This is a genomic window from Corallococcus sp. AS-1-6 (assembly GCF_020037015.1).
GTDB lineage: Bacteria > Myxococcota > Myxococcia > Myxococcales > Myxococcaceae > Corallococcus.
Map to the genome: position 1 here is coordinate 65,800 of NZ_JAIQDE010000023.1, position 22,795 is coordinate 88,594.

Annotated in this window: 20 protein-coding genes; 11 read left to right on the forward strand and 9 right to left on the reverse strand. The window is 71.9% G+C overall.

Annotated elements, in window-relative coordinates:
* Positions 1–97 precede the first annotated feature (97 nt).
* Together K8612_RS27400 and K8612_RS27405 are read left to right on the forward strand one after the other, a co-directional pair.
* Positions 98–871, forward strand: a complete 774-nt coding sequence (locus K8612_RS27400) for a rhomboid family intramembrane serine protease (protein WP_223764453.1) — start codon at positions 98–100, stop codon at positions 869–871.
* Positions 872–970: 99 nt separating this feature from the next.
* Positions 971–2,374: an NAD(P)/FAD-dependent oxidoreductase gene (locus tag K8612_RS27405; protein WP_223764454.1), complete on the forward strand. Its 1,404-nt coding sequence runs from the start codon at positions 971–973 to the stop codon at positions 2,372–2,374.
* A gap of 13 nt (positions 2,375–2,387) precedes the next feature.
* Here the strand turns inward: K8612_RS27405 and K8612_RS27410 are convergent, their stop codons facing one another.
* Positions 2,388–3,044, reverse strand: a complete 657-nt coding sequence (locus K8612_RS27410) for an HAD family hydrolase (protein ID WP_255672259.1) — start codon at positions 3,042–3,044, stop codon at positions 2,388–2,390.
* A 168-nt stretch (positions 3,045–3,212) separates the two neighbouring features.
* On the opposite strand from K8612_RS27410, the gene K8612_RS27415 reads away from it, so the two are divergent.
* Positions 3,213–4,916, forward strand: a complete 1,704-nt coding sequence (locus K8612_RS27415) for an amidohydrolase (protein WP_373692142.1) — start codon at positions 3,213–3,215, stop codon at positions 4,914–4,916.
* Here the strand turns inward: K8612_RS27415 and K8612_RS27420 are convergent, their stop codons facing one another.
* Genes K8612_RS27420 through K8612_RS27430 form a run of 3 tightly spaced genes read right to left on the reverse strand, consistent with a single transcriptional unit; the run spans position 4,917 to position 8,021 of the window.
* Positions 4,917–6,935: a hypothetical protein gene (locus tag K8612_RS27420; RefSeq protein ID WP_223764455.1), complete on the reverse strand. Its 2,019-nt coding sequence runs from the start codon at positions 6,933–6,935 to the stop codon at positions 4,917–4,919. It lies immediately after the preceding gene.
* Positions 6,936–6,995: 60 nt separating this feature from the next.
* A complete protein-coding gene (locus K8612_RS27425; protein WP_223764456.1) occupies positions 6,996–7,370 on the reverse strand; it encodes a DUF5615 family PIN-like protein in 375 nt (124 codons plus the stop codon).
* A 12-nt stretch (positions 7,371–7,382) separates the two neighbouring features.
* Positions 7,383–8,021: a DUF433 domain-containing protein gene (locus K8612_RS27430; RefSeq protein ID WP_223764457.1), complete on the reverse strand. Its 639-nt coding sequence runs from the start codon at positions 8,019–8,021 to the stop codon at positions 7,383–7,385.
* Positions 8,022–8,235: 214 nt separating this feature from the next.
* Between K8612_RS27430 and K8612_RS27435 the strand changes: the two genes are divergently transcribed.
* Entirely contained in the window at positions 8,236–9,480 is a 1,245-nt protein-coding gene (locus tag K8612_RS27435) for a DUF6068 family protein (protein ID WP_223764458.1), read from the forward strand.
* 6 nt (positions 9,481–9,486) lie between these two features.
* Here the strand turns inward: K8612_RS27435 and K8612_RS27440 are convergent, their stop codons facing one another.
* On the reverse strand, positions 9,487–11,319 hold the full coding sequence (locus tag K8612_RS27440; protein WP_223764459.1) for a patatin-like phospholipase family protein: 1,833 nt from the start codon (positions 11,317–11,319) through the stop codon (positions 9,487–9,489).
* 171 nt (positions 11,320–11,490) lie between these two features.
* Between K8612_RS27440 and K8612_RS27445 the strand changes: the two genes are divergently transcribed.
* Positions 11,491–12,387 (forward strand): bestrophin family protein, encoded by an 897-nt coding sequence (locus K8612_RS27445; protein ID WP_223739428.1) that lies wholly within the window; start codon positions 11,491–11,493, stop codon positions 12,385–12,387.
* Positions 12,388–12,413: 26 nt separating this feature from the next.
* Here the strand turns inward: K8612_RS27445 and K8612_RS27450 are convergent, their stop codons facing one another.
* Together K8612_RS27450 and K8612_RS27455 are read right to left on the reverse strand one after the other, a co-directional pair.
* Positions 12,414–12,857, reverse strand: a complete 444-nt coding sequence (locus K8612_RS27450) for an organic hydroperoxide resistance protein (protein ID WP_223764460.1) — start codon at positions 12,855–12,857, stop codon at positions 12,414–12,416.
* Between the two features lie 36 nt (positions 12,858–12,893).
* The gene (locus K8612_RS27455; RefSeq protein WP_223764461.1) at positions 12,894–13,337 is read right to left on the reverse strand and encodes a MarR family winged helix-turn-helix transcriptional regulator; all 444 of its coding nucleotides are present in this window, start codon (positions 13,335–13,337) and stop codon (positions 12,894–12,896) included.
* A 151-nt stretch (positions 13,338–13,488) separates the two neighbouring features.
* On the opposite strand from K8612_RS27455, the gene K8612_RS27460 reads away from it, so the two are divergent.
* From K8612_RS27460 to K8612_RS27475, 4 genes are all read left to right on the forward strand, one after another.
* On the forward strand, positions 13,489–14,271 hold the full coding sequence (locus K8612_RS27460; RefSeq protein WP_223764462.1) for a HipA family kinase: 783 nt from the start codon (positions 13,489–13,491) through the stop codon (positions 14,269–14,271).
* On the forward strand, positions 14,249–14,647 hold the full coding sequence (locus K8612_RS27465) for a DUF3037 domain-containing protein (RefSeq protein ID WP_223739432.1): 399 nt from the start codon (positions 14,249–14,251) through the stop codon (positions 14,645–14,647). Before K8612_RS27460 ends, K8612_RS27465 begins: the two co-directional genes overlap by 23 nt.
* A gap of 149 nt (positions 14,648–14,796) precedes the next feature.
* Positions 14,797–15,768, forward strand: coding sequence for an endonuclease/exonuclease/phosphatase family protein (locus K8612_RS27470; RefSeq protein WP_223764463.1), 972 nt, complete (start codon positions 14,797–14,799; stop codon positions 15,766–15,768).
* Between the two features lie 79 nt (positions 15,769–15,847).
* Positions 15,848–16,240 (forward strand): DUF488 domain-containing protein, encoded by a 393-nt coding sequence (locus K8612_RS27475; RefSeq protein ID WP_223739434.1) that lies wholly within the window; start codon positions 15,848–15,850, stop codon positions 16,238–16,240.
* Here K8612_RS27475 and K8612_RS27480 read toward each other — a convergent pair.
* A complete protein-coding gene (locus K8612_RS27480) occupies positions 16,237–17,124 on the reverse strand; it encodes a J domain-containing protein (RefSeq protein WP_223764464.1) in 888 nt (295 codons plus the stop codon). The genes K8612_RS27475 and K8612_RS27480 overlap by 4 nt on opposite strands.
* A 146-nt stretch (positions 17,125–17,270) precedes the next feature.
* On the opposite strand from K8612_RS27480, the gene K8612_RS27485 reads away from it, so the two are divergent.
* A complete protein-coding gene (locus K8612_RS27485; protein WP_223764465.1) occupies positions 17,271–19,877 on the forward strand; it encodes a M1 family aminopeptidase in 2,607 nt (868 codons plus the stop codon).
* Between the two features lie 9 nt (positions 19,878–19,886).
* Here K8612_RS27485 and K8612_RS27490 read toward each other — a convergent pair whose 3' ends face one another.
* Entirely contained in the window at positions 19,887–20,615 is a 729-nt protein-coding gene (locus tag K8612_RS27490; protein WP_223764466.1) for an alpha/beta hydrolase, read from the reverse strand.
* A gap of 222 nt (positions 20,616–20,837) precedes the next feature.
* Between K8612_RS27490 and K8612_RS27495 the strand changes: the two genes are divergently transcribed.
* The gene (locus K8612_RS27495) at positions 20,838–22,781 is read left to right on the forward strand and encodes a PAS domain S-box protein (RefSeq protein ID WP_223764467.1); all 1,944 of its coding nucleotides are present in this window, start codon (positions 20,838–20,840) and stop codon (positions 22,779–22,781) included.
* Positions 22,782–22,795 lie beyond the last annotated feature (14 nt).

A 22,795-nucleotide genomic window follows, 5' to 3' on the forward strand; every position in this document is an offset into this window, starting at 1 on the left:
GAGCCCGGCCGGTTTCCGGTGATGCGTCCGGCGCCGCACATCCGTGCGCACGAGGCTCTCCGGGGGGCCGGCGGCGGGGCCATGCTGGCGGGCGGACATGATTCCCATCAGCGACGACAACCCGACCCTGCGCACCCCGGTGATGACGTACCTCCTGCTCGCGGCCCTGGGGCTGACCTGGGTGTTCTTCCAGGGCGCGGGCCTGGACGTGGTGCGGCTCGCCACCAGCATCTGCGAGCTGGGCATGGTGCCCGGGGAGCTCACCGGCCGCGCGCCGCTGGGGCAGGCGGTGCCGCTGGGGGACGGGCTCGCGTGCGTGGTGGACGACGCGTCCATCAACCGCCTCACGCCGCTCACGTCCATGTTCCTGCACGGCGGCTGGGGGCACCTCCTGGGCAACGTGCTGTTCTTCTGGGTCTTCGGGAACAACATCGAGGACAGCATGGGGCGCCTGCGCTTCCTCGTCTTCTACCTGGTGTGCGGGCTGGTGGCGGCGGCGGCGCACGTGGCGGTGGACCCCACGTCGCCGGTGCCCACGGTGGGCGCGTCCGGCGCCATCGCGGGCGTGCTGGGCGCGTATCTGGTGCTCTACCCGCGCGTGCGCGTGAACATGCTGTTCATCATCTTCATCCTCATCCGCGTCATCCCCGTCCCCGCGTGGGCCGTGCTGGTGTGGTGGTTCGTGCTCCAGGTCATCACCGGCCTGCCGCAGTTGATGACGCTGCGGCCGGAGGTGTCCGGCGGCGTCGCCGTGTGGGCGCACATCGGCGGGTTCGTGGCGGGCATGGTGCTGATCAAACTCTTCGAGAACCCCCGCTACACGTCGCAGCGCACGACGTGGCGGCACCGGATGCACCCGGACCACCCCTGAGGCGAGCGGGCGGGCAGGCCCCCGCCGGCCCGGGGTGCGGATGCGACAGGGCGCCCCGAGATTGGAGGGGGGTGTTCTTCGCGCCGCGAGGAGGCGGGCATGGGAGCGGACAAGACGTTGGGAGGACTCTGCGTGGACACGCCGCGGCGCAAGCGGGTGTTCATCCTGGGGGGCGGCTTCGCCGGCATGTACGCGGCGCTGCACCTGGAGCGGCAGTTGGGGAAGCGGGACGACGTGGAGGTGACGCTCGTCAGCCGCGACAACTTCTTCCTCTTCACGCCCATGCTCCACGAGGTGGCGGCGAGCGACCTGAACGCGACCGCCATCGTCATCTCGCTGCGCAAGCTGCTGCCGCGCCTGACGTTCGTGGAGGGTGACGTCAGCGGGCTGGACCTGGAGTCGAAGCGGGTCACGGTGGCGCACGGCGGGCTGGACGGCCACAGCCACACGCTGGAGTACGACTACGTGGTGCTGGCCATGGGCTCGGAGACGAACTTCTTCGGCAAGCCGGGCCCGCGCGACTACAGCCTGACCATGAAGACGCTGGGCGACGCGATGCTGCTGCGCAACTGCCTCATCGACCGGCTGGAGGAGGCGGACGCGGACTGCGTGACGACGGGGCAGCGCAACGCCATCGTCACCTTCGTGGTGGTGGGCGGCGGCTTCGGCGGCGTGGAGACGGCGGGCGCCATCAACGACTTCATCCACGGCGCCCTGCCCTTCTATCCCAACATCCAGCACGCCAACGTGCGCGTGATGCTGGTGCACGGCGGCCAGGAGGTGCTGCCGGAGCTGGGCGAGGACCTGGGCGCGTACGCGCGCCAGAAGCTCATCGAGCACGGCGTGGAGGTGCGCACCGGCGTCCACGTGAAGGACGTGACGGAGGCGGGCGTGGAGCTGCCGGACGGCACGGTGGTGCCCACCAAGACGGTGGTGTGGACCGCGGGCGTCACGCCGCCGTCCCTGCTGTCCACGCTGCCGTGCGAGAAGGAGCGCGGGCGGCTCAAGGTGAACGAGCGCATGGAGGTGCCCGGCTTCCCGGGCGTGTGGGCGCTGGGCGACTGCGCGTCGGTGCCGGACGTCACCAACGGAGGCAAGCCCTGTCCGCCCACCGCGCAGCACGCGCTCCGCCAGGGCGTGGCGGTGGCGCGCAACGTGCGCGCGGCGCTGAACGGTCGGCCGGGGACGCCGTTCCGCTACAAGATGCTGGGGCAGTTGGCCACGATTGGCCGGCGCTCGGGCGTGGCGCGCATCCTGGGGCTGAAGTTCTCCGGCACCTTCGCGTGGGTGCTGTGGCGCACCATCTACCTGTTCAAGCTGCCGAAGCTGGAGACGAAGGTGCGCGTGGCCCTGGGCTGGACGCTGGACCTGTTCTTCCACAAGGACGTGGTGCAGGTCATCGGCCCGCGGGAGTTGGATCAGCTCACGCTGCCGGCCCTGCCGCTCAACAGCCGACAGCAGGTGCGCCAGGTGCAGGCGCTCCAGTCGCGCACGCAGCACTGAGCCCTGCCTCCGCTCAGGCGAGCGGCGGCAGGTGGTGCAGCAGCCGCTCCAGGTCCGGCTGGAGCTCGTCCGGGGTGGCGGTGGCCAGCTCCTCGTGGGCGTGCGTGCCCCAGGTGACGGCGTAGGTCTTGAGGCCCGCGGCCTGGCCCGCGCGCAGGTCCAGCGTGGTGTCGCCCACCATCCACAGGCCGCCGGTGCCCAGCGCCTCCAGGGCGTGGTGGATGACGTCCGGCGCGGGCTTGTGCGGGAAGCCGTCCGTGCCCTGCACGTGGTGCAGCAGGCCGCCCAGCCCCATCGCGTCCACGAAGCGCCGCGCCATGTCGCCGCGCTTGGTGGTGGCGACGGCGAGCAGGTAGCCCCGCTCGCGCAGCGTGCGCAGCACGCGCTCCACGCCAGGGAAGGGCCGCGAGCGCCGGTGGAAGTGGAGCGGGTAGTGCTCGCGGTAGGCCACGCAGAGCGCGGCGGCGTGCTCCGGAGCGAAGCGCGCGTACATGGCCTCCAGCGGCTGACCGATGAGCGCGCGCACCTCCGCGACGGAGGGCGCGGGCAGGCCGTGGTGCGTGAAGCCGTGGAGGAAGCTGTCGATGATGTCCGGCAGTGAATCCACCAGCGTGCCGTCCAGGTCGAAGCAGATGCCGCGAGGGGTCACAGTGCTCACGCGCTGTTCCATACGCCCTTTCGCGCGGAGCGTGCACGGATTGTGCGTCGCGGCGCGGTCCGGTCCACGCCCGCCTTGCAGGCATCCCGGACTGGCCGTCTCGCGGGGCGTGCGTCAGAGTGCCGCGCGCGATGTCCCGGGACCTTCCTGCCCGGGCGAACGGTCATGGCGGGTGCGCGGATGATGCGAGGACGTCTCGGTTGGATGCTGGGGGCGCTGGTCCTGTGTGCGGGCGCGGGCTGTTCGCGGCGCGTGCCGGAGGGAGCGCCCGCGGAGCAGGCGGTCGCCCACGCGCCCACGGTGTACGTGGCCCAGCGCATCCGCACGCTGGATGCCGCGAAGCCGGAGGCCCAGGCGCTCGCCGTGCGGGACGGCAAGGTGCTGGCCGTGGGCACGCGCGAGGAGGTGCTCGCCGCCGCGGGCGCCACCGCGCGCGTGGTGGAGCTGGGCGACGCGACGGTCGTGCCCGGCCTCACGGATGCGCACGGCCACCTGGCGGGCCTGGGCCAGGCGCTCGCGGGCGTGCGGCTGGAGGGCACCACGTCCCTGGCGGAGGTGCGCCAGCGGCTGGAGAAGGCCCCGGCCACCGCGTACCAGGGCGACTGGCTGGTGGGTCAGGGGTGGGACCAGAACGACTGGGACACGCCGCGCTTCCCCACCGTCGCGGACATGGGCGAGCCCCTGAAGGACACGCCCGTGGTGCTGTGGCGCATCGACGGGCACGCGCTGTGGCTCAACGGCGCGGCGCTCCAGCGCGCGAACATCACCCGCGACACGAAGGACCCGGAGGGCGGCAGCATCCTGCGGCTGCCGGGGGGCGACCCGAGCGGCGTGCTCATCGACAACGCCATGGACCTGGCGCTGAAGGCGCTGCCGCAGCCCACGAAGGAGCAGCACGAGGCGCGCATGCGCGCGGCGCTGGAGCACTGCGCGCGCGTGGGGCTCACCGGCGTGCACGACGCGGGCATGGACCTGCGGACGTTCCGCCTGTTCCAGGCCTGGGACCAGGCGGGCACCCTGCCCCTGCGCGTCTACGCCATGGCGGATGGCCAGACGGACGACCGCGTGCAGTACCTGAAGGACGGCCCCTTCCAGGGCAAGCTCCTGACGATGCGCGCGGTGAAGCTCACCCTGGACGGCGCGCTGGGCAGCCGGGGCGCGGCGCTGGGCGCGGCCTACAGCGACGAGCCCGGCCACCGCGGCCTGCTGCTGCTCTCCCCGGAGGAGTACGCGTCGCGCGTGCACGCCTTCGTGGGCCGGGGCTTCCAGGTGGCCACGCATGCGATTGGCGACCGCGCCAACACGCTGCTGCTGGACACGCTGTCGCGCGAGCTGGCGGCCACGGGGACGAAGGACGCGCGCCCCCGCGTGGAGCACGCGCAGATCATGACGGCCGAGGACATCCAGCGGCTGGGCGCCAACGGCTTCGTGGCGAGCGTGCAGCCCACGCACGCCACCAGCGACATGCCCTGGGCGGAGAAGCGCGTGGGCGCGGAGCGCATCCGGAACGCCTACGCGTGGCAGAAGCTGAAGGCCGCGGGCGCCGTGCTGGCGCTGGGCAGCGACTTCCCGGTGGAGCGGCCGGACGTGCTCGCGGGGCTGTACGCGGCGCGCACGCGGCAGGACGCCAGCGGCCAGCCCCCGGGCGGGTGGCACCCCGACCAGCGCCTGAGCGGTGAGGAGGCGCTGGAGGGCTTCACGGCCGGCGCGGCCTATGCCTCCTTCGCGGAAGGGCAGCGCGGCCGGCTGAAGCCGGGCATGGACGCGGACTTCGTGGCCCTGTCGGTGGACCCGGTGGACGCGCCCCCGGCGGACCTGCTCACCGGGCAGGTCCGGCTGACGGTGGTCGCGGGCCGCGAGGTGTTCCGCGCGGACGCGAAGTAGCTACAGGTCCGCTTCGTAGGAGAGCGACTCGATGCGCTGGTTGACCTCCGCCTGCAGGCGGGTGCGCTCCTGCTCGAGTCGCTCCAGCTCCCGGCCGATGCCCTCCAGCCGGTCCTCCTGCGCGTTGAGCTTGGTGACGAAGCGCTCCACCAGCTCGCGCTGGGACGCGCCGCTCTTGAGCGAGTCGATGTTGGAGCGGATCCGCTCCTGGTCCTTGAAGAGCTGGGTGCGCTCCTCGTTGAGGCGCTGGAGGTCGCGGGCGACGTTCGACTGCTTCTCGCGCATGGCCACCACGTCCCGCAGGGCCTGGGCGACGCGCGGGTCGATGTAGCGCGAGTCGAGGAAGAACGTCACCTCCTCCAGCCCCAGGTTGCCCAGGTAGTACTGGCGGTGCCCCTTGGTGCGCTCGGTGACGACGAGCGTGTCGGAGGTGCTCGGGGCCAGCTCGCGCTTGAAGCGCCAGAAGCCGTCCGTGGTCTCCGCGGGGGCGACCGTGTCCTTCAACTCCCAGCCGGTGCGCGGGTGCTCCACGAAGAGCACCTGGGGGCGCTTCGCCTTGTTGCGCGCCAGAATCTTCGTGCGGCGCAGGTGGAAGAACTCCACCACCAGGGTGCCCCGGTTGAGCCGCGCGCGGAACACGGGGCCGTCCTCCTGGTCCTCCTCCACGGACACGGCGCAGGACAGCTCCACGGCGTAGGGGACGAAGCGCGTGTCGTCGGGCTTGAGGGTGTCGAGCATCGCCTCGCCCACGTAGGTCTCGTCCTCGGTGATGGTGACGGGGCCGCCCTCCAGCGTGAGGCCGGTGGTGTTCTTGAACTCGATGCAGGCCATCGGGTTCTTCTCGCGCGTGGCGCGGTTGTAGAGCAGCACGCGGCGGCCCTCGAAGGGGCGGTGCAGGATGGGGACGAGCGCGCTCTGGTTGCGGTGCACGGTGACGGGGCGGTCCACGCCGTACTCGAAGAGGTCGCCCACCTCCTTGGTCAGCGTCGTCACGGCGGTGCTCTGCTCCAGCGTCTCGCGCAGGCCGCCGCGTCCGGAGCCGCCAATCATGGGGCCGCCCTTGGCGCGCATGCGGGGCGCCGGCGCGGGCGCGGCCATGGCGGGCATGACGTTGGATGCCATGTCCGCGGAGGAGCCGAAGGACTCGTCCACGGACTCCATCAGGGGCTCGGCGGAGCGCTCGTAGGCCTCCTCCGGGATGACGGGCGCGACGCCGGTCTCCGAGCGGACCTCCACGACGGGGCGGCGCAGGTAGCGGGGGTTGTAGAGGTCGTGGACGAAGGACACGGGCAGGCCGGCGATGAGGGACAGCTCCACGTCCACCCAGTCCTCGTCGCCGGTGTTGTCCACCAGGGCCCAGCCCTGGAGCAGCGGCGGTTGTCCTTCGTCCAGGAGGATGCGGTAGCTGGTCTTCCACACGGGGGACTCCAGCACGTAGCTGACGAACAGCTCGCGCGAGCCCTCTCCGGCGGTGAGGATGGACAGCCGCTTGGAGTCCTTCTTGTACGAGGACATGACGGTGGCCAGGTAGAACTCCAGGTCCTTGCGCACGGCCTCGTCGAGGAACTCGAGCTCGCCCAGCTCCAGCACGTCGAAGGTGCGCAGCGACGCGCCGACGAGCAGCGTGAGGAAGGGGCGCACGACGCTGGCCTCGCCCTGCACGACGGGCAGCGACTCCAGGCCGACGATGGCACCTTCCACCTGCGCGCCGCCGACGCGGGCGCGGACGCGAGCGCCCTTCACCTGGCCGAGCAGCGCGGTGAGGCTGCCGTGTTCGGGGATGCGGATGGTGGCTTCGGAGAGGAGCTGTTCCAGGGGCTTGGTGGAGTCGTAGCTCACGGCGGACACGGAGCCGCCGTTCAGGTCCAGCACGGTCATGGACTTGAGCACGTCGTTCATGTCGCGCGCCTTGAAGTCCAGGTGCGCGGTCTCGCTGCCGGTCACCTTGCCCCGGCGCTCGAAGTAGCCGACGCCGTGCTTGTAGAGGACGACGCGGCGGATGGACAGGGGCGAAGGCATGCGCGGGGCTCCGGAAGTGAGAAGGCCCACTCTACTGGATGCCCGCTGAATGCAGCCTGCTCAAGGCTCCGGAAGGTCACTCACAACGAAGTCACCGACTGCCCACACCTCGACCAGCTTGTTGGTGAGATCCAATCCCTGCTCGAGGACATGGTCCACGACTGGCTCCAGGTGCATCCACTGCTCATCGGCGCTGAGCCCGGCCACACGGAAGGCGATGATGCCCGCGTGAAGTTCGCAATCCCGTGCGAGCACGATGAAGTCTCCCACGTTCGTGGTGACAACCACCTCACTGCGCTCAAAGGCCAGACGCCAGAGCTCGGGGTCCGTCAGGCCGGCCCTCCCCAGGTGGACGATATGCGCGGCTTCCAGGCCCTTGGCATGGAGACGCACCGCGAGCCTGGGAGAGAGGTTTTCATCGACCAGCAACTTCATCGAAAAGGCAGACTAGGCGCCCTCTCGACGAGACACGAGTGATTTGCGCGGGCGCCCCGGCGGACGGGGAAGCTGCGCGAAGAGCGCCGCGAAGGTGAGGTCCTCGTCATCCAGCCGGGGAAAGTCCTCCCTGACTTCGGCGCGCGGCACGCCCTTCAGCAGCAGGTCTCCCACGTGCCGGACCGCGATGCGCGTGCCCTTGAAGACAGGCTCCCCCCCCAGGATGTCCGGGCGTGATTCGATACGCCGCTTGCCGTGGATGAACAGGCGGACCTTCTTCACCGACTCAGCGAACGGCTGCCGAGCGTCGAAGCTCGCCTGGACGGAGGTGAACTCCCAGCCGGTGTCGGTCTTGCGCCACGACGATGGATGAGACTTGCGGTCGTCATGCACTCGGGAGATCGCTTCGTGAAGTTCACGACGTGCGCTCTGATTCAGAGTCAGCGCCCTCTCCAGGTGCCGCACCAGACGAAGGTAGAAGACATCTCGGGGCCCGAAGCTGTGCCGGGTGCGACCCTTCGCACGGCCGGGCAGGATACCCTCCTCCAGTTCCTGCCAGACACGCCGACTTGGAACCTCCGCGAGAGCAGCCAGTTCCTCGACGCTCAATCTGCGCCAGGGACGCAGTTCTGTAAGCGCGCCAGAAATCATCACCATCTCCTGGTGATAATATCGGCTTGACTTCCGACAGTGTCAATCGAGCCCGGTAATCCCAAGGGACCAGGCCGTCAGGCGTTCGGTTCTTGGGGAGACTTGCTGGGACGGCCCCGACACGCCCGGTCCTGTCGAGAAGGACACGCTCCTCCGGTGCGCGACCCTACCGCCCACGCGGCTCCGCGCGGGGCTCCGTGTATCTAGCGGCCCCATGCGACGCCCCCTCCTCCGCGCTCCCCTCCTGCTGTGCTCCGCGCTCCTCTTGAGCACCGGCTGCGAGAGCATGAAGCCCCGTGCCGTCTCCCCCTCCGACGGCACCCCCACCGCCACCGAACAGCCCGACGCCTCCGCCCCGGCCGAGGCCTCCGTGCTGGACGCCGGGACTCCTGACATGGACACCGCCGCCACGCCCTCACCGTGGCAACGCGCCCGCGTGGGCGACCGCGTGGAGTACGCCTTCTCCGCCCACCGGGGCCGCCCCGGCGCGGACACCGGCGTGGGCGTGGCGGGCCATGTCGTGCTGGAGGTCGTCGCCCTCCAGGCGCCGTGGGCGTGGCTCACCGTCACCTTCACGGATGATCAGGGCAGGCCCCTGGCCCACCCCCGCCTCTCCCAGCCCCGCGTGCTGCCCATGCGCTTGGAGGAGACGCAGCCCTGGAAGGAAGACCACCGCGGCCAGCGCTCCGCCGAACAGACCACCGCCGCCGGGCGCACCTGGGAGGCCCGCCGCTTCCTGGACGACCGCCGCCCCAGCGACGGTCCCCTCCAGAACCGCCTCTACGCCAACGAGCCCGGCCCGCTGTACCTCACCCACGGCCTGCTCGACGCCAGCACCACGCTCTCCGGCTTCGGCGCCAGCGGCAGCCAGCAGCTCACGCTCGTGTCCTTCCGCCAGGGCTCCGACGCCGGGGGCGCCGTGCCCGTGCTCGACCGGCCCTGGGGCCCGGGCACCTGGTACGACGTGCGCCAGGACCTGTCCGGCACGTCCTCCGTGCGCCGCGTCTGCCTGGGCGCCGAGCGCGGCTTCGTCCTGCGCAAGGAGCTGACCGGCCCCACCGGCGACGCCCCCTGCTCGGACTTCCACGACGCGGAAGCCCAGCCCCTGGAGGAGGCCCTGCTCGCCGCCGTCAGCGAGGCCGTCAGCCAGCCGCAGCAGTGGCCCCCCGTCACCGCCGGCACCGCGCCGCCGCGCCGGGAGACGTTCACCGTCGCCCAGCACCCCGTCCCCGCCTTCGTCCTGGAAGCGCCCGCGGGCGAGGGCGCCGAGCGCCGCGTGCAGGTCACCACCTACGCCGCCGACCCCTGGGGCGCCGCGCTCAACGGGCTCGCGGACGAGGCCCGCTTCCTCCCGCTCGCAGACGCCGTCTACCGCGCCCCGCCGAAGGGCAAGCGCGTGCCCGAGGACGGCACCGCGCTCGCCGGCTGGGGCAAGTGGGTCATCGACGGCGGCCGGTAGCGCGCCTCAGTCACACGTGCGGCGCTCCGGCTTGTCCTCGCGGCACTGCGCCGGGGACGGGAGCGCCGCGCGCGCCTCGTCCGACACCTCCACCAACTGGCGCGCGCACTCGTTCGCCGCCAGCGTGCCCTGGATGTCGAACAGGGACAGCACCTCCTTGCAGCGCTTCTGCATGGACTCCACGCCCGCCACGAAGAGCGGCTGCATCACCTCCGGCGTGAACGAGTAGCCGCTCGCCGAAGCCAGCCCCGTCTCCGGCTTGAACATCCACGCGCTGCGCCAACTGCTCGCCACCTGGTCGAAGCGCGCCGAGCCCATCCACACCGCCTGCCCCGCCCCCGGCCCCGCCAGGCGCGGATGGAAGCCCATGCCCTTGCGGCGGCAGAAGTCCTCCGTCGCGCCGCGCAGCGTGCAGACGTTGTACTCGCCCATCCGGCGCGTCACCGCGAGCAGCTCCGCCTGCTGCACCTCCGCCACGCGCGGCTGCGCCACGAACAGGTCAATCGTGCGCATCAGCACGCTCATCGCGTTCTTCGGATCCATCGCCGGTGACGGGTGCATCCCCCCCGTCGAAATCACCAGCACGCGCTCCGCCCCGCGCTGCACCGCCTGGAGCAGCGGCAGCCCGGAGCGCACGCCGCCGTCGTAGTACGTCCCCGTGCGGTCCCCCGCCGCGGACGGCAGCATGCCCGCCGGGTTCGACAGCACCGGCTCCGCGATGGACGCCACGATGGCGTGCGCCATCCCGCCCTTGCGCAGCTTGTCCGACGCGCCCGGCTTGAAGTCCGCCGGGTCCTGGTCGCTCACGCTGAACACGTCGCCCGTCTGGAAATCCACCGACACCGACACCAGCTCCGTGCCGTTGTGCAGCATCTCCGGCTGGATGAACTGCTCCAGCTTCGAATAGATGCCGTCGAACTTCACCAGGCCCCGCGTGTCGTCCGCCAGGTTCCACAGCCACGTGGAGTTCACGCAGTACAGGTCCGACTCCACCGTGCACGTGTAGTTGCCCAGCAGGAGCCGCCGCGCGTTCGCCTCCTGGCCCGGCGTGTGGAACAGGTCCACCAGCGTGCTGATGAGCGCGCCCGTGCTCGTGCCCGCCGCCAGGTCGATTCGCGCGTCCCCGCACCCCTCCGGCGCGGGCTTGCCCCGGCACTGCTCCAGGATGCCCAGGAGCCGCCACATGGCCCCCGCGCTGAACGCGCCGTTGGCCCCGCCGCCGCTCAGCACCACCGCGTTGCTGGGCCGCTGCAGGTCCCGGCGCCACGAGCGCGCCCGCACGTACGCCGCCGCGGACGCCGCGCCCCGCTGGATGCCCTGCGCGAGCACCTCGCGCGTCAGCGGCACCTCCAGCGACTGCTGCACGGCCGCGATGGACGGCCCGATCCCCATCGCGTTCGACAGGAAGCGCTCCGCGTCCACCTCCTCGTCCGCCGACGCCGCCGCGGAGAAGGACTGCGCCGGCAGCGGCACGCCCCACATGGACGCCTTCACCGTCCGGTCGACGTAGCCCGTGCGCGCGTCGTTCTCATAGCAGGACGCCGAGTTGTTGCCCGCGTGCTCGACCAGGCACGCCGCCATGTCCAGCACGGCCTCCGGGGACGCGCCCAGCGCCTCCATCCACGCGCCCGCTCGCGCGGGGTCCACGTAGGAGTCCGTCAACTGCGCGCGCGTCAGCCCCGCCACGCGCTCCACCGCCGCCACCCGGGCCGGCGGGGGCTCCGCCTTCGAGGTGTCCGGGGCGTTGAGCGTGTCCAGCAGGACGTCCGTGCGCATGAAGCTGCAACCGCTCGCCGTGGCGGCGAGGAACATCAGCAGGGGCTTGAGGTGACGGCGCATGGAGGACACCTCCGTGACGAGGAATGAAGCGGACCGCCTTCCTCCTTAGCTGAAGCCCCCGACGCCCGGCCATCGCCCGAAACGTCCGGCATCCGCAATCTCGCAAAGCCCCCCTCGCGACGCGACGCGGTGCGGTTAGCATGCGCCCCCGTCCCGGAGGGTATCCCCTGCATGGTTGAGTATGACCCGCATCGCTGGTGGAGCTACTTCCACTACCTGCGCGGTTCGATGGTGAAGGAGATCGTCGGCCGAGTCTTGCTGTGCGTCGTCTGGGCCGCGGCCGTGGTGGGCTTCCACGTGAACGTGCGCAACGTGGGCGTGCCCCCCACGGTGCACACGCTGGCGGGCATCTCGCTGAGCCTCCTGCTCGTGTTCCGCACCAACGCCTCCTATGACCGCTTCTGGGAGGGCCGCAAGCTGTGGGGCGGCATCGTCAACGAGACGCGCAACCTGGTCCGCGCCTCGGAGCCCTTCCTGGGCCGCACGGCGCTCTACACCGCGCTCATCCGCTGGACGGCCGCGTTCCCCTTCGCCACCGCCGCGTGGCTGCGCGGCCAGCAGCGGCATGTGGGGCCCCACACGGACACCCTGCCCTCCGGGGAGGTGACGGAGGTGCTCAAGGCCCAGCACGTGCCGCTCGGCGTGGCCCGCCGGATGACCGCCGTGCTGGACGAGGGCCGCCGCCAGGGGCTCTATCCCGAGTACGTCCAGATGCAGTTGGACCAGAACGTCCAACTGCTCATCGACTACCTGGGAGGTTGTGAGCGCATCCACCGCACACCCATGCCCTTCGCGTACATGGTGCACCTGCGCCGCGCGCTCATCCTCTACTGCTTCACCCTGCCCTTCGCCCTGGTGGACACCTTTGGCTGGGTGACAGTCCTGGCCACGTTCGTCGTCGCGTATGTCTTCTTTGGCATCGAGGAGATTGGCGTCGAGATTGAGGACCCCTTCGGCACGGACGACAACGACCTGCCGCTCGACACCATCTGCCAGAACATCCAGAACAACCTGCTGGCGCTGCTGCCAGCCCCCGCCGCGAGCGCCCGCGACGACTCCGCCGCCTGAGCTCGCGACAGGGACCGGGTGGAGGGCTACTCCGCGACGGAGACCTTCACCTCGATGTTGCCGCGCGTGGCGTTGGAGTACGGGCACACCTGGTGGGCCGCCTCCATGAGCTGCTGCGCCTCCTCGCGGGGGACGCCGGGGAGGATGCCCTGGAGCTCCACCGCCAGGCCGAAGCCGCCCTCGGGCGTCTTGCCGATGGTGACGGTGGCCTTCACGCCGGCCTTCTCATCCAGCTTCTTGCCGGCCTTGCCCGCCACCAGGCGCAGCGCGCTCTCGAAGCAGGAGGAGAAGCCCGCGGCGAAGAGCTGCTCGGGGTTGGTGGCCGTCTCCTTGCCGGAGCCGCCCAACTGCTTCGGCATGGCCAGCTCCAGGCCGTTCAGCGGGCTGTGCTCCAGGAGCAGCTTGCCGTTGCGGCCGCCGTGCGTGATGGCGGTGGTGGAGTAGAGGGGGGAGATCTGGACCGGGGCCATGGTGGTGCTCCTTGGTGAGTGGATACGGCGTGTGTCTCAAGCGCTGCGTGAGGAAACCTTCTCGAACAGCCGCTGGATGTCCCGGCGCAGCCGCGCCAGCTCCTCCAGCGTCAAACCGGTGCGGCAGACGATGGCCTCCGGGATGGACGCGGCCTTGCGGCGCAGGCCCCTTCCCTGCGCGGTGAGCGACACCGTCACCGACCGCGCGTCTTCCTTGGAGCGCTCGCGGCGCACGAAGCCCTGCGTCTCCAGACGCTTGAGCAGCGGCGTGAGCGTCCCCGAGTCCAGGTACAGCTTCTCCCCCAGCTCCTTCACGGACACCCCGTCCGTCTCCCAGAGCACCAGCATCACCAGGTACTGCGGATAGGTGAGCCCCAGCTTCGCCAGGAGCGGCGTGTAGGCCTGCACCATCGCGCGCGACGCCGCGTAGAGCGGGAAGCACAACTGCAGGTCCAGCCGGAGGAAGTCATCCGTCGACATGGGGAATATGTAGTGCGCAATTAAATTGTGCGCAACTGAATCAACGATGCGCGAGGGGAAGCGTCGTCAGGTGTAGGGTGTTTCCCCCGTCGGGCAGGGCCGTGGTACAGCCGCCACCCCCGGAGTGCCCGGGAACTGTCGAGGACGAGGGATGCTGAGGACGGTCACCGCCACGCGCTACGTGACGCCCTTGCGCGAGGGGGGCTCGCTGCCCGCCATCGTGGAGGCGAACGACGCGGGGCTCTATGTCGTGAAGTTCCGTGGGGCGGGCCAGGGGGCCAAGGCGCTCATCGCGGAGTTGCTCGCGGGGGAGCTGGCGCGGGTGCTGGGCCTGCGCGTCCCGGAGCTGGTGTTCGTGGAGCTGGACGTGTCGCTGGGGCGCAACGAGCCGGACAGCGAAATCCGGGAGCTGCTCAAGTCGAGCGCGGGGTTGAACCTGGCGCTGGACTACCTGCCGCGCTCGGTGACGTTCGACCCGCTGGCGGTGCCGGTGCCGGAGGCGCAGGTGGCGTCCGCCATCGTCGCGTTCGACGCGTTCGTGACGAACGTGGACCGCACGCCGAAGAACCCGAACCTGCTCGTGTGGCACCGCAACCTCTGGCTCATCGACCACGGGGCGGCGCTGTACTTCCACCACTCGTGGGACGGCTGGGAGGAGCGCAGCCAGACGCGCTTCGCGCCCATCAAGGACCACGTGCTGCTGCCGTGGGCGCACGGGCTGGCGGAGGCTCGGGACCTGCTCCAGGCGCGGGTGACGCGGGAGGTGGTGGAGCGCATCGTGGGAGCGATTCCGGAGGCGTGGCTGGGCCGGGAGCCCGCGTTCGCGTCCACGGCGGAGCACCGCGCGGCGTACGTCACGTGGCTGATGCGCCGGCTGGAAGCGGCGCCGGCGTTCATCGAGGAGGCGACGCGTGCCCACGCCCAGCTCGTTTGACTACGCCATCATCCGGCTGGTGCCTCGCGTGGAGCGCGAGGAGTTCATCAACGTGGGCGTGGTCCTCTTCTGCGTGCAGCACCGCTACCTGGGGGCGCGCGTGGAGCTGGACGTGGCGCGGCTGAAGGCGCTGTCGCCGGACGCGGACGTGGAGCTGCTCGCGGGGCACCTGGAGAGCTTCCGCCGCGTGTGCGTGGGCGGGAAGGACGCGGGGCCCATTGGACGGCTGCCGCAGAAGGAGCGCTGGCACTGGCTGGTGGCCCCGCGGAGCACGATGCTCCAGACGGGCCCGGTGCACGCGGGCCTGTGTGACGACCCGGAGCGCGCGCTGGAGCACCTGCTGGACACGATGGTGCGGGTGAAGCCCGCCGGGTGAGCAGGCGGGCGGGCGGGGGCTTCGTCCGCCTGTCAGCGCATCGCGGATGGCGCGAGCGCATCCCATGGTGAAGAGGGCGGGGAGGCCTGGACGTTCGTCCCAGGGCTTCCCACTTTCACCGCGAGGCATGGGGAGGTAGCGACCGGACCATGGAGCCGTCAGCGCTGCGCATCGTCACCTACAACGTCCGCTACTTCGGCCACATGCTGAGGGGGCTCGCGAGCACCGTGGGCCCCAAGCGCCGGGTGGCCGCCGCATTGGCCACCCTGGATCCGCTGCCGGACATCGTCTGCCTCCAGGAGGTGGAGACCTCCTCGCTGCGCAGCAACATCGTGCACCGGCCCACCCGCCCGGGTGAGACGCAGTTGGAGGCCTTCATGACGCGCGTGGAGGAGACGTTCGCCCTCCAGGGGAGGGACATGCCCTACGAGGCGTTCTACTTCCGCGCGCACCACTACAAGGTGGGGGAGCTGTCGCTGTACACGACGGGGCTGGCGATGCTCGTCAACACGCGCACGCTCCAGGTGGACCGGCACAACGTGGCGGCGCCGGAGCACATCACGCACCACCACGTGCAGGGCCTGAAGGAGCGCAAGCAGAGCCGCATCTGCGCGCACATGCGCGTCTTCCGCCGCTCGGACCAGCGCGCGTTCCACGTCTTCAACACGCACCTGAGCCTGCCCACGCCGTTCGCCCGCGAGTTCTGGGCCACGCGCGACAAGATGGGCTGCGGCGTCAACCAGCTCCACGAGGCGAAGAAGCTCGCGGGCTTCATCGGGCTGCACGCGAAGGAGGAGCCGTTCGTGGTGTGCGGGGACTTCAACTCGCCGCCGTCGTCGCCGGTGTTCCGCTACCTCACGGGGGACGCGCACCTGACGTGCGCGCAGGCGGCGGTGGGGCAGATCAACCCGGCCCTGTCCCGCGCCTTCCCCACCGCGGGCTTCATGCACATGCGCATGCACCTGGACCACCTGTTCTCCGGGGGCGGCGTGAGCTGGCTGGACACGGAGGAGACGCGGCCCTTCGGAGACCTGACCAGCCGCTTCCACGGCCTGTCCGACCACGTGCCGCTCATCGCGCGCTTCCGGCTGGAGGCTCCGGCGCCCGCGCTGCTGACCTGAGCAGCGGGCCGCCGCGTCCCCGCCGGGCGCTCCCCACGCGCGCGCCGCGTGGGCAGCGTGACCGTGGAGGCTCACGACGATGATTCGACTCCAGCGCGTCTATGACGAGCACGGCCCGGCCCCTGATGCGGGGATCCGCTTCCTGGTGGACCGGCTGTGGCCTCGGGGGCTCAAGAAGGCGGACCTCCACCTGGATGGCTGGCCCCGCGAGGTAGGGCCCAGCACGGAGCTGCGGCGGTGGTTCGCCCACGACGTGGAGCGCTGGGACGAGTTCCGGCGCCGGTACACCCGCGAGCTGGACGCGCACCACGACGCGTGGGAGCCGCTGCTGGAGGCCGCGCGCCAGGGCCGCGTCACCCTGCTCTACGGCGCCCGCGACACCGAGCACAACAACGCCGTGGTGTTGAAGGACTACCTGGAGGCCCGGCTGAAGCGCCCCGCGCGCACGAAGCCGCGCCGCACGGTGCACTAATCCGCGTCGCGCTCCAGCGCCTCCCACGCGTCCAGGATTTCGCGCGTGCGGCGCTCCGCGAGCGCGTGGAACTCCGGCGCCAGGTGGGCCACCTTGTCCGGGTGGTACTGCGCGATGAGCGCGCGGAACGCCTTGCGCGCTTCATCCCTCGGTGTGCTCCGCTCGATGCCCAGCACCGTCCACGGATCCTTCGGCTCGGGCTCGGCCGCGACGGCGCGGCTGCCGCGCGGGGGCGTGGCCTCGTCGGCCTGCCACGCGCGGGCCCTCGACGCGCCCGGGCGGCCTGCGCTGCCCGAGGCTCCGGGGTCCCGGGCCCTGGAGCGGGCGGACGCCTCCTCGCGGGCGCTGGAGCGGCGCCAGGGGTCGGCGGGTTTCTCCGGCGCTCCGCTGTCGCTCGCGGGGCCGTAACGGGGCGGTGCTTTCGGCGCGGGCTCCGGGCGGCGGTGGCCCGGGCGCTTCTCCGGGTCGGGCGCGGGGATGCTCGAGGAGAGGCGGCTCAGGGCCTCCTGGAGGAACCACAGGTCCTCCGCGGGGCTGGCGTGCTTGCGCACCACCGCGCGCGGCTTGCCGCCCTCCAGCAGCACGTAGCCCGTGGCCGCCGCGTAGGCGCGCTTCTTGTCCTCCGGATAGAGCCGGTCGCCCAGGTCCCCCAGCGGGTCGCGCCACATGCCCTCCGTGGTGCCCTCGTCCGCCACGATGACCTGCGCCAGCACGTGTCCGAACAGGTCCTCCAGCGCCGCGAAGGGCTCGCGCGCCTGCGGTGCACGCGTCATCGCCGCGCCGTGGCGCACCCCCGCCACCAGCAGCGGCCCCTGCGCCGCGTCCACGAACGCGAAGAGCTTCTCGCGGACCTGCTTGTCGGAGAAGTAGAGAACAGCCTGCACGGTCCTCCCATCTTAGGGCCTTCGCGCCCCGGGGCCCCCATCCGTTCCCCTCCCAACCTGGTGGGTCCGGAACCTGGAATTCCGACAAGACACGGTTCGAAGCGGCTCGACCCCGGGGCGGCCTTGCGGAAGAGTCCCCCCCTCCTATGCGCTGCTGCCACCGCCACGCCCCTGCCGCCGCCGGGTCCTCCGACCCGCATCCGTTCAGCCTCCCCGGCGCCACCGAGCACTACGCCGCGCCCCGCCCCGTGCGCGCCGAGCACGTGCGCATCGAGCTGGACCTGGACTTCGCCCTGCGCGCCCTGGCCGGCACCTGCACCACCCGCGTGTCCGCCGTCCGCGCCGTGTCCACCGTCACCTTCGACGCCGTGGACCTGGACGTCACGGAGGCCCGCGTCGACGGCCGCTCCGTCCCCTTCTCCAACTCCGGCGCGCACGTGCGCGTGGAGCTGCCTCGCGCGCTCGACGCGGGCCAGGCGTGCGACATCGCGCTCACCTACCGCGCCCGCCCCCGCCGCGGGCTCTACTTCTGGGGCCCCGACGCGGGCTACCCCGACCGCCCGCTCCAGGCGTGGACGCAGGGCCAGGACATCGACGCGCGGTGCTGGTTCCCCTGCCTGGACACGCCCGCGCAGAAGGCCACGTCGGAGGTCATCGCCACCTTCCCGGCGCACATGACGTCGCTGTCCAACGGCGTGCTCGTCAGCGACGTCACCAGCGGCGAGCGGCGCACCCAGCACCACCGCATGGCGCAGCCGCACGCGCCCTACCTCGTCACGCTGGTGGTGGGCGAGTTCGACGAGGCCACCGACACCGCCGGCACCACGCCCCTGCGCTACCTGTTCCCCAAGGGCCGCCGCGAGGACGCGCTCCGGTGCGTGGCGCGCACGCCGCAGATGATTGCCGCGTACGAGTCCATCACCGGCGAGCCCTACCCGTGGAGCGGCTACGCGCAGGTGTTCGTCACGGAGTTCATCCTGGGCGGCATGGAGCACACGACGGCCACCACGCTGGTGGACACCGTGCTGCACGACGCGCGGGCGCACCTGGACTACACCGCCGAGCCGCTCATCTCCCACGAGCTGGCGCACCAGTGGTTCGGCGACCTGCTCACCTGCCGCGACTGGCCCCACGGCTGGCTCAACGAGGGCTTCGCCACCTACTTCGAGGTGCTCTGGAAGGAGCGCGGCGACAACCGGGACGAGGCCGACCATCACCGGGCGCTCGACCTGGAGGCCTACCTCTCCGAGACGCGCGAGCGCTACGCGCGCCCCATCGTCGCCCGGAAGTTCCAGGCCCCCATGGACCTGTTCGACCGGCACCTCTACGAGAAGGGCGGGCTGGTGCTCCACGAGCTGCGCCGCCGCGTGGGGGAGGACCTCTTCCTGCGCGCCCTGCGCCACTACGTCGCGTCCCACCGCCACGGCGTGGTGGAGACGGTGGACCTGGCGCGCGCCTTTGAAGAGGCCACCGGCCACAACCTGGACCCCGTCTTCGACCAGTACGTCTTCTCCCCCGGCCACCCCGAGCTGAAGGTGGAGGTCCGCTACGAGGTGGACGACGCGCGCCTGCGCATCACCGTGCGCCAGACGCAGCGCACGGACTCGGGCACGCCCGTCTTCCGCCTCCCGCTGGAGGTGGCCGTCACGGTGAACGGCGAGGACACGCGCCACCGGCTGGAGCTCACGGACGCGGAGCACCGCTTCCACCTGCCCTGCCCCGCCGCGCCCACGCAGGTGCGCGTGGATCCACGCCGCGACGTGCTGGGCACGCTGGACGTGGACAAGGCCGTGGGGCTGTGGCGCGAGGAGCTGGCGAACGCCCCGGAGGCCCGCGCGCGCACGGAGGCCGCGCACGCGCTGGGCAAGGACGGGGGCCTGCGGTCGGTGGAGGCGCTGGGCCGCGCGCTGAAGGACGCGAAGCTGTTCTGGGCCACCCGCGCCGCGTGCGCGAAGGCGCTGGGCCGCGTCCGCACGCCGGAGGCCCGCGGGCTGCTGCTGGACGCGGTCGCCACCGCGCACCCGCGCGTGCGCCGCGCCGTGGTCGCCGCGCTGGGCGAGTTCCGCCACGACGTGGAGGCGGCCGGGAGCCTGCGCGCGCTGCTGGAGGCGGGAGACGCCAGCTACTTCGTGGAGGCGGAGGCCGCCCGCGCGCTGGGCCGCGTGCGCGCGCCGGACGCGCTGCCCCTGCTGGAGGCCGCCGCCGCGAGGCCGTCGTTCCAGGACGTCATCGGCGCGGGCGCGATGGACGGGCTCGCGGAGACGCAGGACCCCGCAGCGTTCCCGGTGGCCGTGGCGCGCACCGCGTACGGCCAGCCCGCGTTCCTGCGCCGCGCGGCCGTGAGCGCCGTGGCGAAGCTGGCGGAGGTCGCGAACCGCAAGCGCGAAGCGGTGGACCTGTTCGCGCAGCTCCTGCGCGACCCGCAGTTCCGCGTGCAGTTGGCGGTCTGCGACGCGGCCTCCACGCTGGGCGACCGCCGCCTGCTGCCCGCGCTGGAGGGCACCACCTTCAGCGACCCGCGCACCCGCCGCTACGCCCGCGAGGCCGTGCGCGCCCTGCGCGAAGGCGCGCCCCAGGCCCGTGAGGTCGCGTCGCTGCGCGAGGAACTGGACGCGCTCAAGCAGGAGACGCGCACCCTGCGCGAGAAGCTGGAGACGCTCACGCTGAACGCTCAGCCAGCCGCCCCCGCGCGAAAGCCCGTGCGCAAGCAGGCGGCGAAGCGCGGCCGCACGCCGCCCAAGCGCCGGCGCTGAGCCGCGGCTTCAGTCGGTCTGTCCCTGCAACGACTGGCGCAGGAGCGCGCGCCAGTCCTCGAGCAACGCGGGCGACACGTCGTGGCCCAGGTCCTTATAGGTCCGCACGTCGATGGGGATGCCCCGGCCCTTCAGCTCCGCGACCCGCTCACGCGTGTGCTCCACGGGGATGATGGCGTCCTGCTCTCCCTGGAGCACCCACACCCTCCGCGACGCGGGCAGCCCCCGCGCCGGGTCGCCTGGCAGCCGTGTCCCCATGGGCACCGCCGCGTCCACCAGCTCCGGGTGCCGGATGGCCAGCATCCACGCCAGGTCTCCTCCGTAGGAGAACCCCGTCACCACGACGCGGCGGAGCTCCGGATGCGCCGCGCGGACCTCGCGGATCAACGCCGCGAGCCGCTCCGCCATGCGCTCCACGTCCTCCGTCTTCCCCTCCCACGTCTTCTGCTCGTGGTCGGCCTGGAACCACGTGAAGCCGTCACGGCGGGGCCTGGGGCCCTGGGGCAGCAGCGTGCGCACCGGGATGCCCAGCGATTGGATGGGTTCGTCCCAGAACGCGGGCGTGGAGCCGGAGAAGTGCAGGGCGACGAGCAGCGCCTCGGGCTTCGGAGCGCCCACCGCCTCGCTCTTGTAGACGAGCGGGCTGGGCGCCGCCGGTGGCGCGCCCCGGGTGCCCGCACAGGCCATCCCCAGCAATGACACGGCGAGCAGCACGGCGACGGTTCGGGGTTCGCGCATGCTCCCTCCTGTATCCGCCCGCCCGCCCGGCCTCCAGGGGGGCTGTCAGCGCCCGGCCCTCCGGCTTCACCGGGCCGCTCCGGCCCGCAGTGTGTACCTGTAGGCAAAGGGAACGCGCACGGGCGCCAAGCCGCGCGCCCGCCAACGCCGGGGAGCCCCCACCGCCCGGCAGGGCCGCCACGCGGAGGAACGACGCGTGCCGGTTTCCACCAGGAGCGAGGCATGGCCGGAGGAGCCGCACGGGAGCTGGAGACCATCTTGGACGCAGCGGTGGACCCCTTCATCGCGTGCGGCCCGGATGAGCGCATCCTGCACGTCAACGCGGCGACGGAGCGGCTGCTGGGCTGGGACCGCGAGCAGCTCCTGGGCAGGCCCGTCACCGACCTCTTCCCGCCCCGCCTGCACCACTTCCACGGCCTCAGCCTGCCGCGCTACCTGCTGTCACGCCGCAAGGCGCTCGGCGGGCGGCCCACGCGCGTCTTCGCCCGGCGGCGCGACGGCGTGGAGCTTCAGGTGGAGGTCACCGTGGGCGCCACCGGCCCGGACGGGCATGAGCGCATCGTCTTCACGCTGCGCCGGCTGCACGAGGTCATCGACTCGCTGGAGGAGCCGGTGGAGCACGTGGCCGGCAGCCCCGGCGTGGCCGTGCACCAGGAGACGGCGGACCGGCTCTACCGGCTGCTCGTGGAGAACGCCCCCCTGGGCATCTTCCACTTCGACCTCACCCCGGTCGTCACCGCGTGCAACGAGCGCTTCTGCGACCTCATCGGCACGTCGAAGCGCAACCTGGTGGGCCTGAACCTGCTCACGCTGCGCGACGAGCGCATCAAGGCCTGCGTGCGCGAGTCGCTGGCGGGCCGCCCCTGCGACTACGAAGGCAACTACCGCGCGCTCACCACCGGCAAGGTGACGCCCGTGCGCGTGCGCTTCGCCCCCTGCTACGCCGAGGACGGCACCGTGGAGGGCGGCGTCGGCATCGTGGAGGACATCACCGAGCGCCGCCGCGTGGAGGCCGATCGCGAGGAGAACCTGGCCCGGCTGGACCTGCTGGTCCGCAGCGCGCCGGTGGGCATCGGATTCCTGGACACGGACCTGCGCTACGTGCGCGTCAACGAAACGCTCGCGCGCATCAACGGCCTCCCGGCGGAGGCCCACCTGGGCCACACGCTGCCGGAGCTGCTCGGGGAGCCCGGCGCCCTCGCGGAGCAGGGGCCCCGGGCCGTGCTGCGCACCGGCGAGCCCCAGGTAGACCAGGAGACCCTCTCCGACACGGACCTGGGCGCCCCCGGCCCCCGGCGCTGGTTCCGCAGCAACATCTACCCCGTGCGCACCCCCGACGGCCGCGTGCTGGGGTTGGGCGTCCTCATCGAGGACATCACCGAGCGCCGCCGCGCGGAGGAGGAGCGCGCGCGCCTGTACCGCGAGGCCCAGGAGGCCATCCGCGTGCGCGACGACTTCCTCTCCATCGCGAGCCACGAGCTGAAGACGCCGCTGACGCCCCTGAGCCTGCGCCTGGCCACGCTGGAGCGCCGCCTGGAGCGCGGCGAGAACCTGGACCCCGGCGTGCTGCGCCACGCACGCCACCAGCTCACGCGCCTCACCGGCCTCATCAACGACCTGCTGGACGCGTCCCGCATCGAGGCCGGCCGGCTGGCCCTGCACCCGGAGTCCACCCGCTTCGACCTGCTGGTGGAGCACACGCTCGCCGGCATGGAAGGACAGAAGGGCAACCACACCTTCGAGTTCGAGCACCCCCGGGAGCCCATCTCCGTCCACGGCGACACGTTCCGGCTGGAGCAGGTCGTCTCCAACCTGCTGGAGAACGCGCTCAAGTACAGCCCGGACGGCGGCACCATCCGCGTGCGGCTGTCCCTGACGGACGACGTCGCGGTGCTGTCCGTGACGGACCCGGGCATCGGCATCCCGGAGGACCAGCAGCAGCAGCTCTTCGACCGCTACTTCCGCGCGCGCAACGCCTCCACCCGCTCCTACGGCGGGCTGGGCCTGGGCCTCTACATCAGCCGCGACATCGTGGAGCGCCACGGCGGCCGCATCTGGGTGGAGAGCGTCCCGGGACGGGGGTCCACCTTCTACGTCGCCCTGCCGACGCTCGCCTCCGTGCAGCCCGCCCTCCCGCAGGTGTGGCCGGATCGCCACCTTCACTGAAGCCCCGGCCGCCC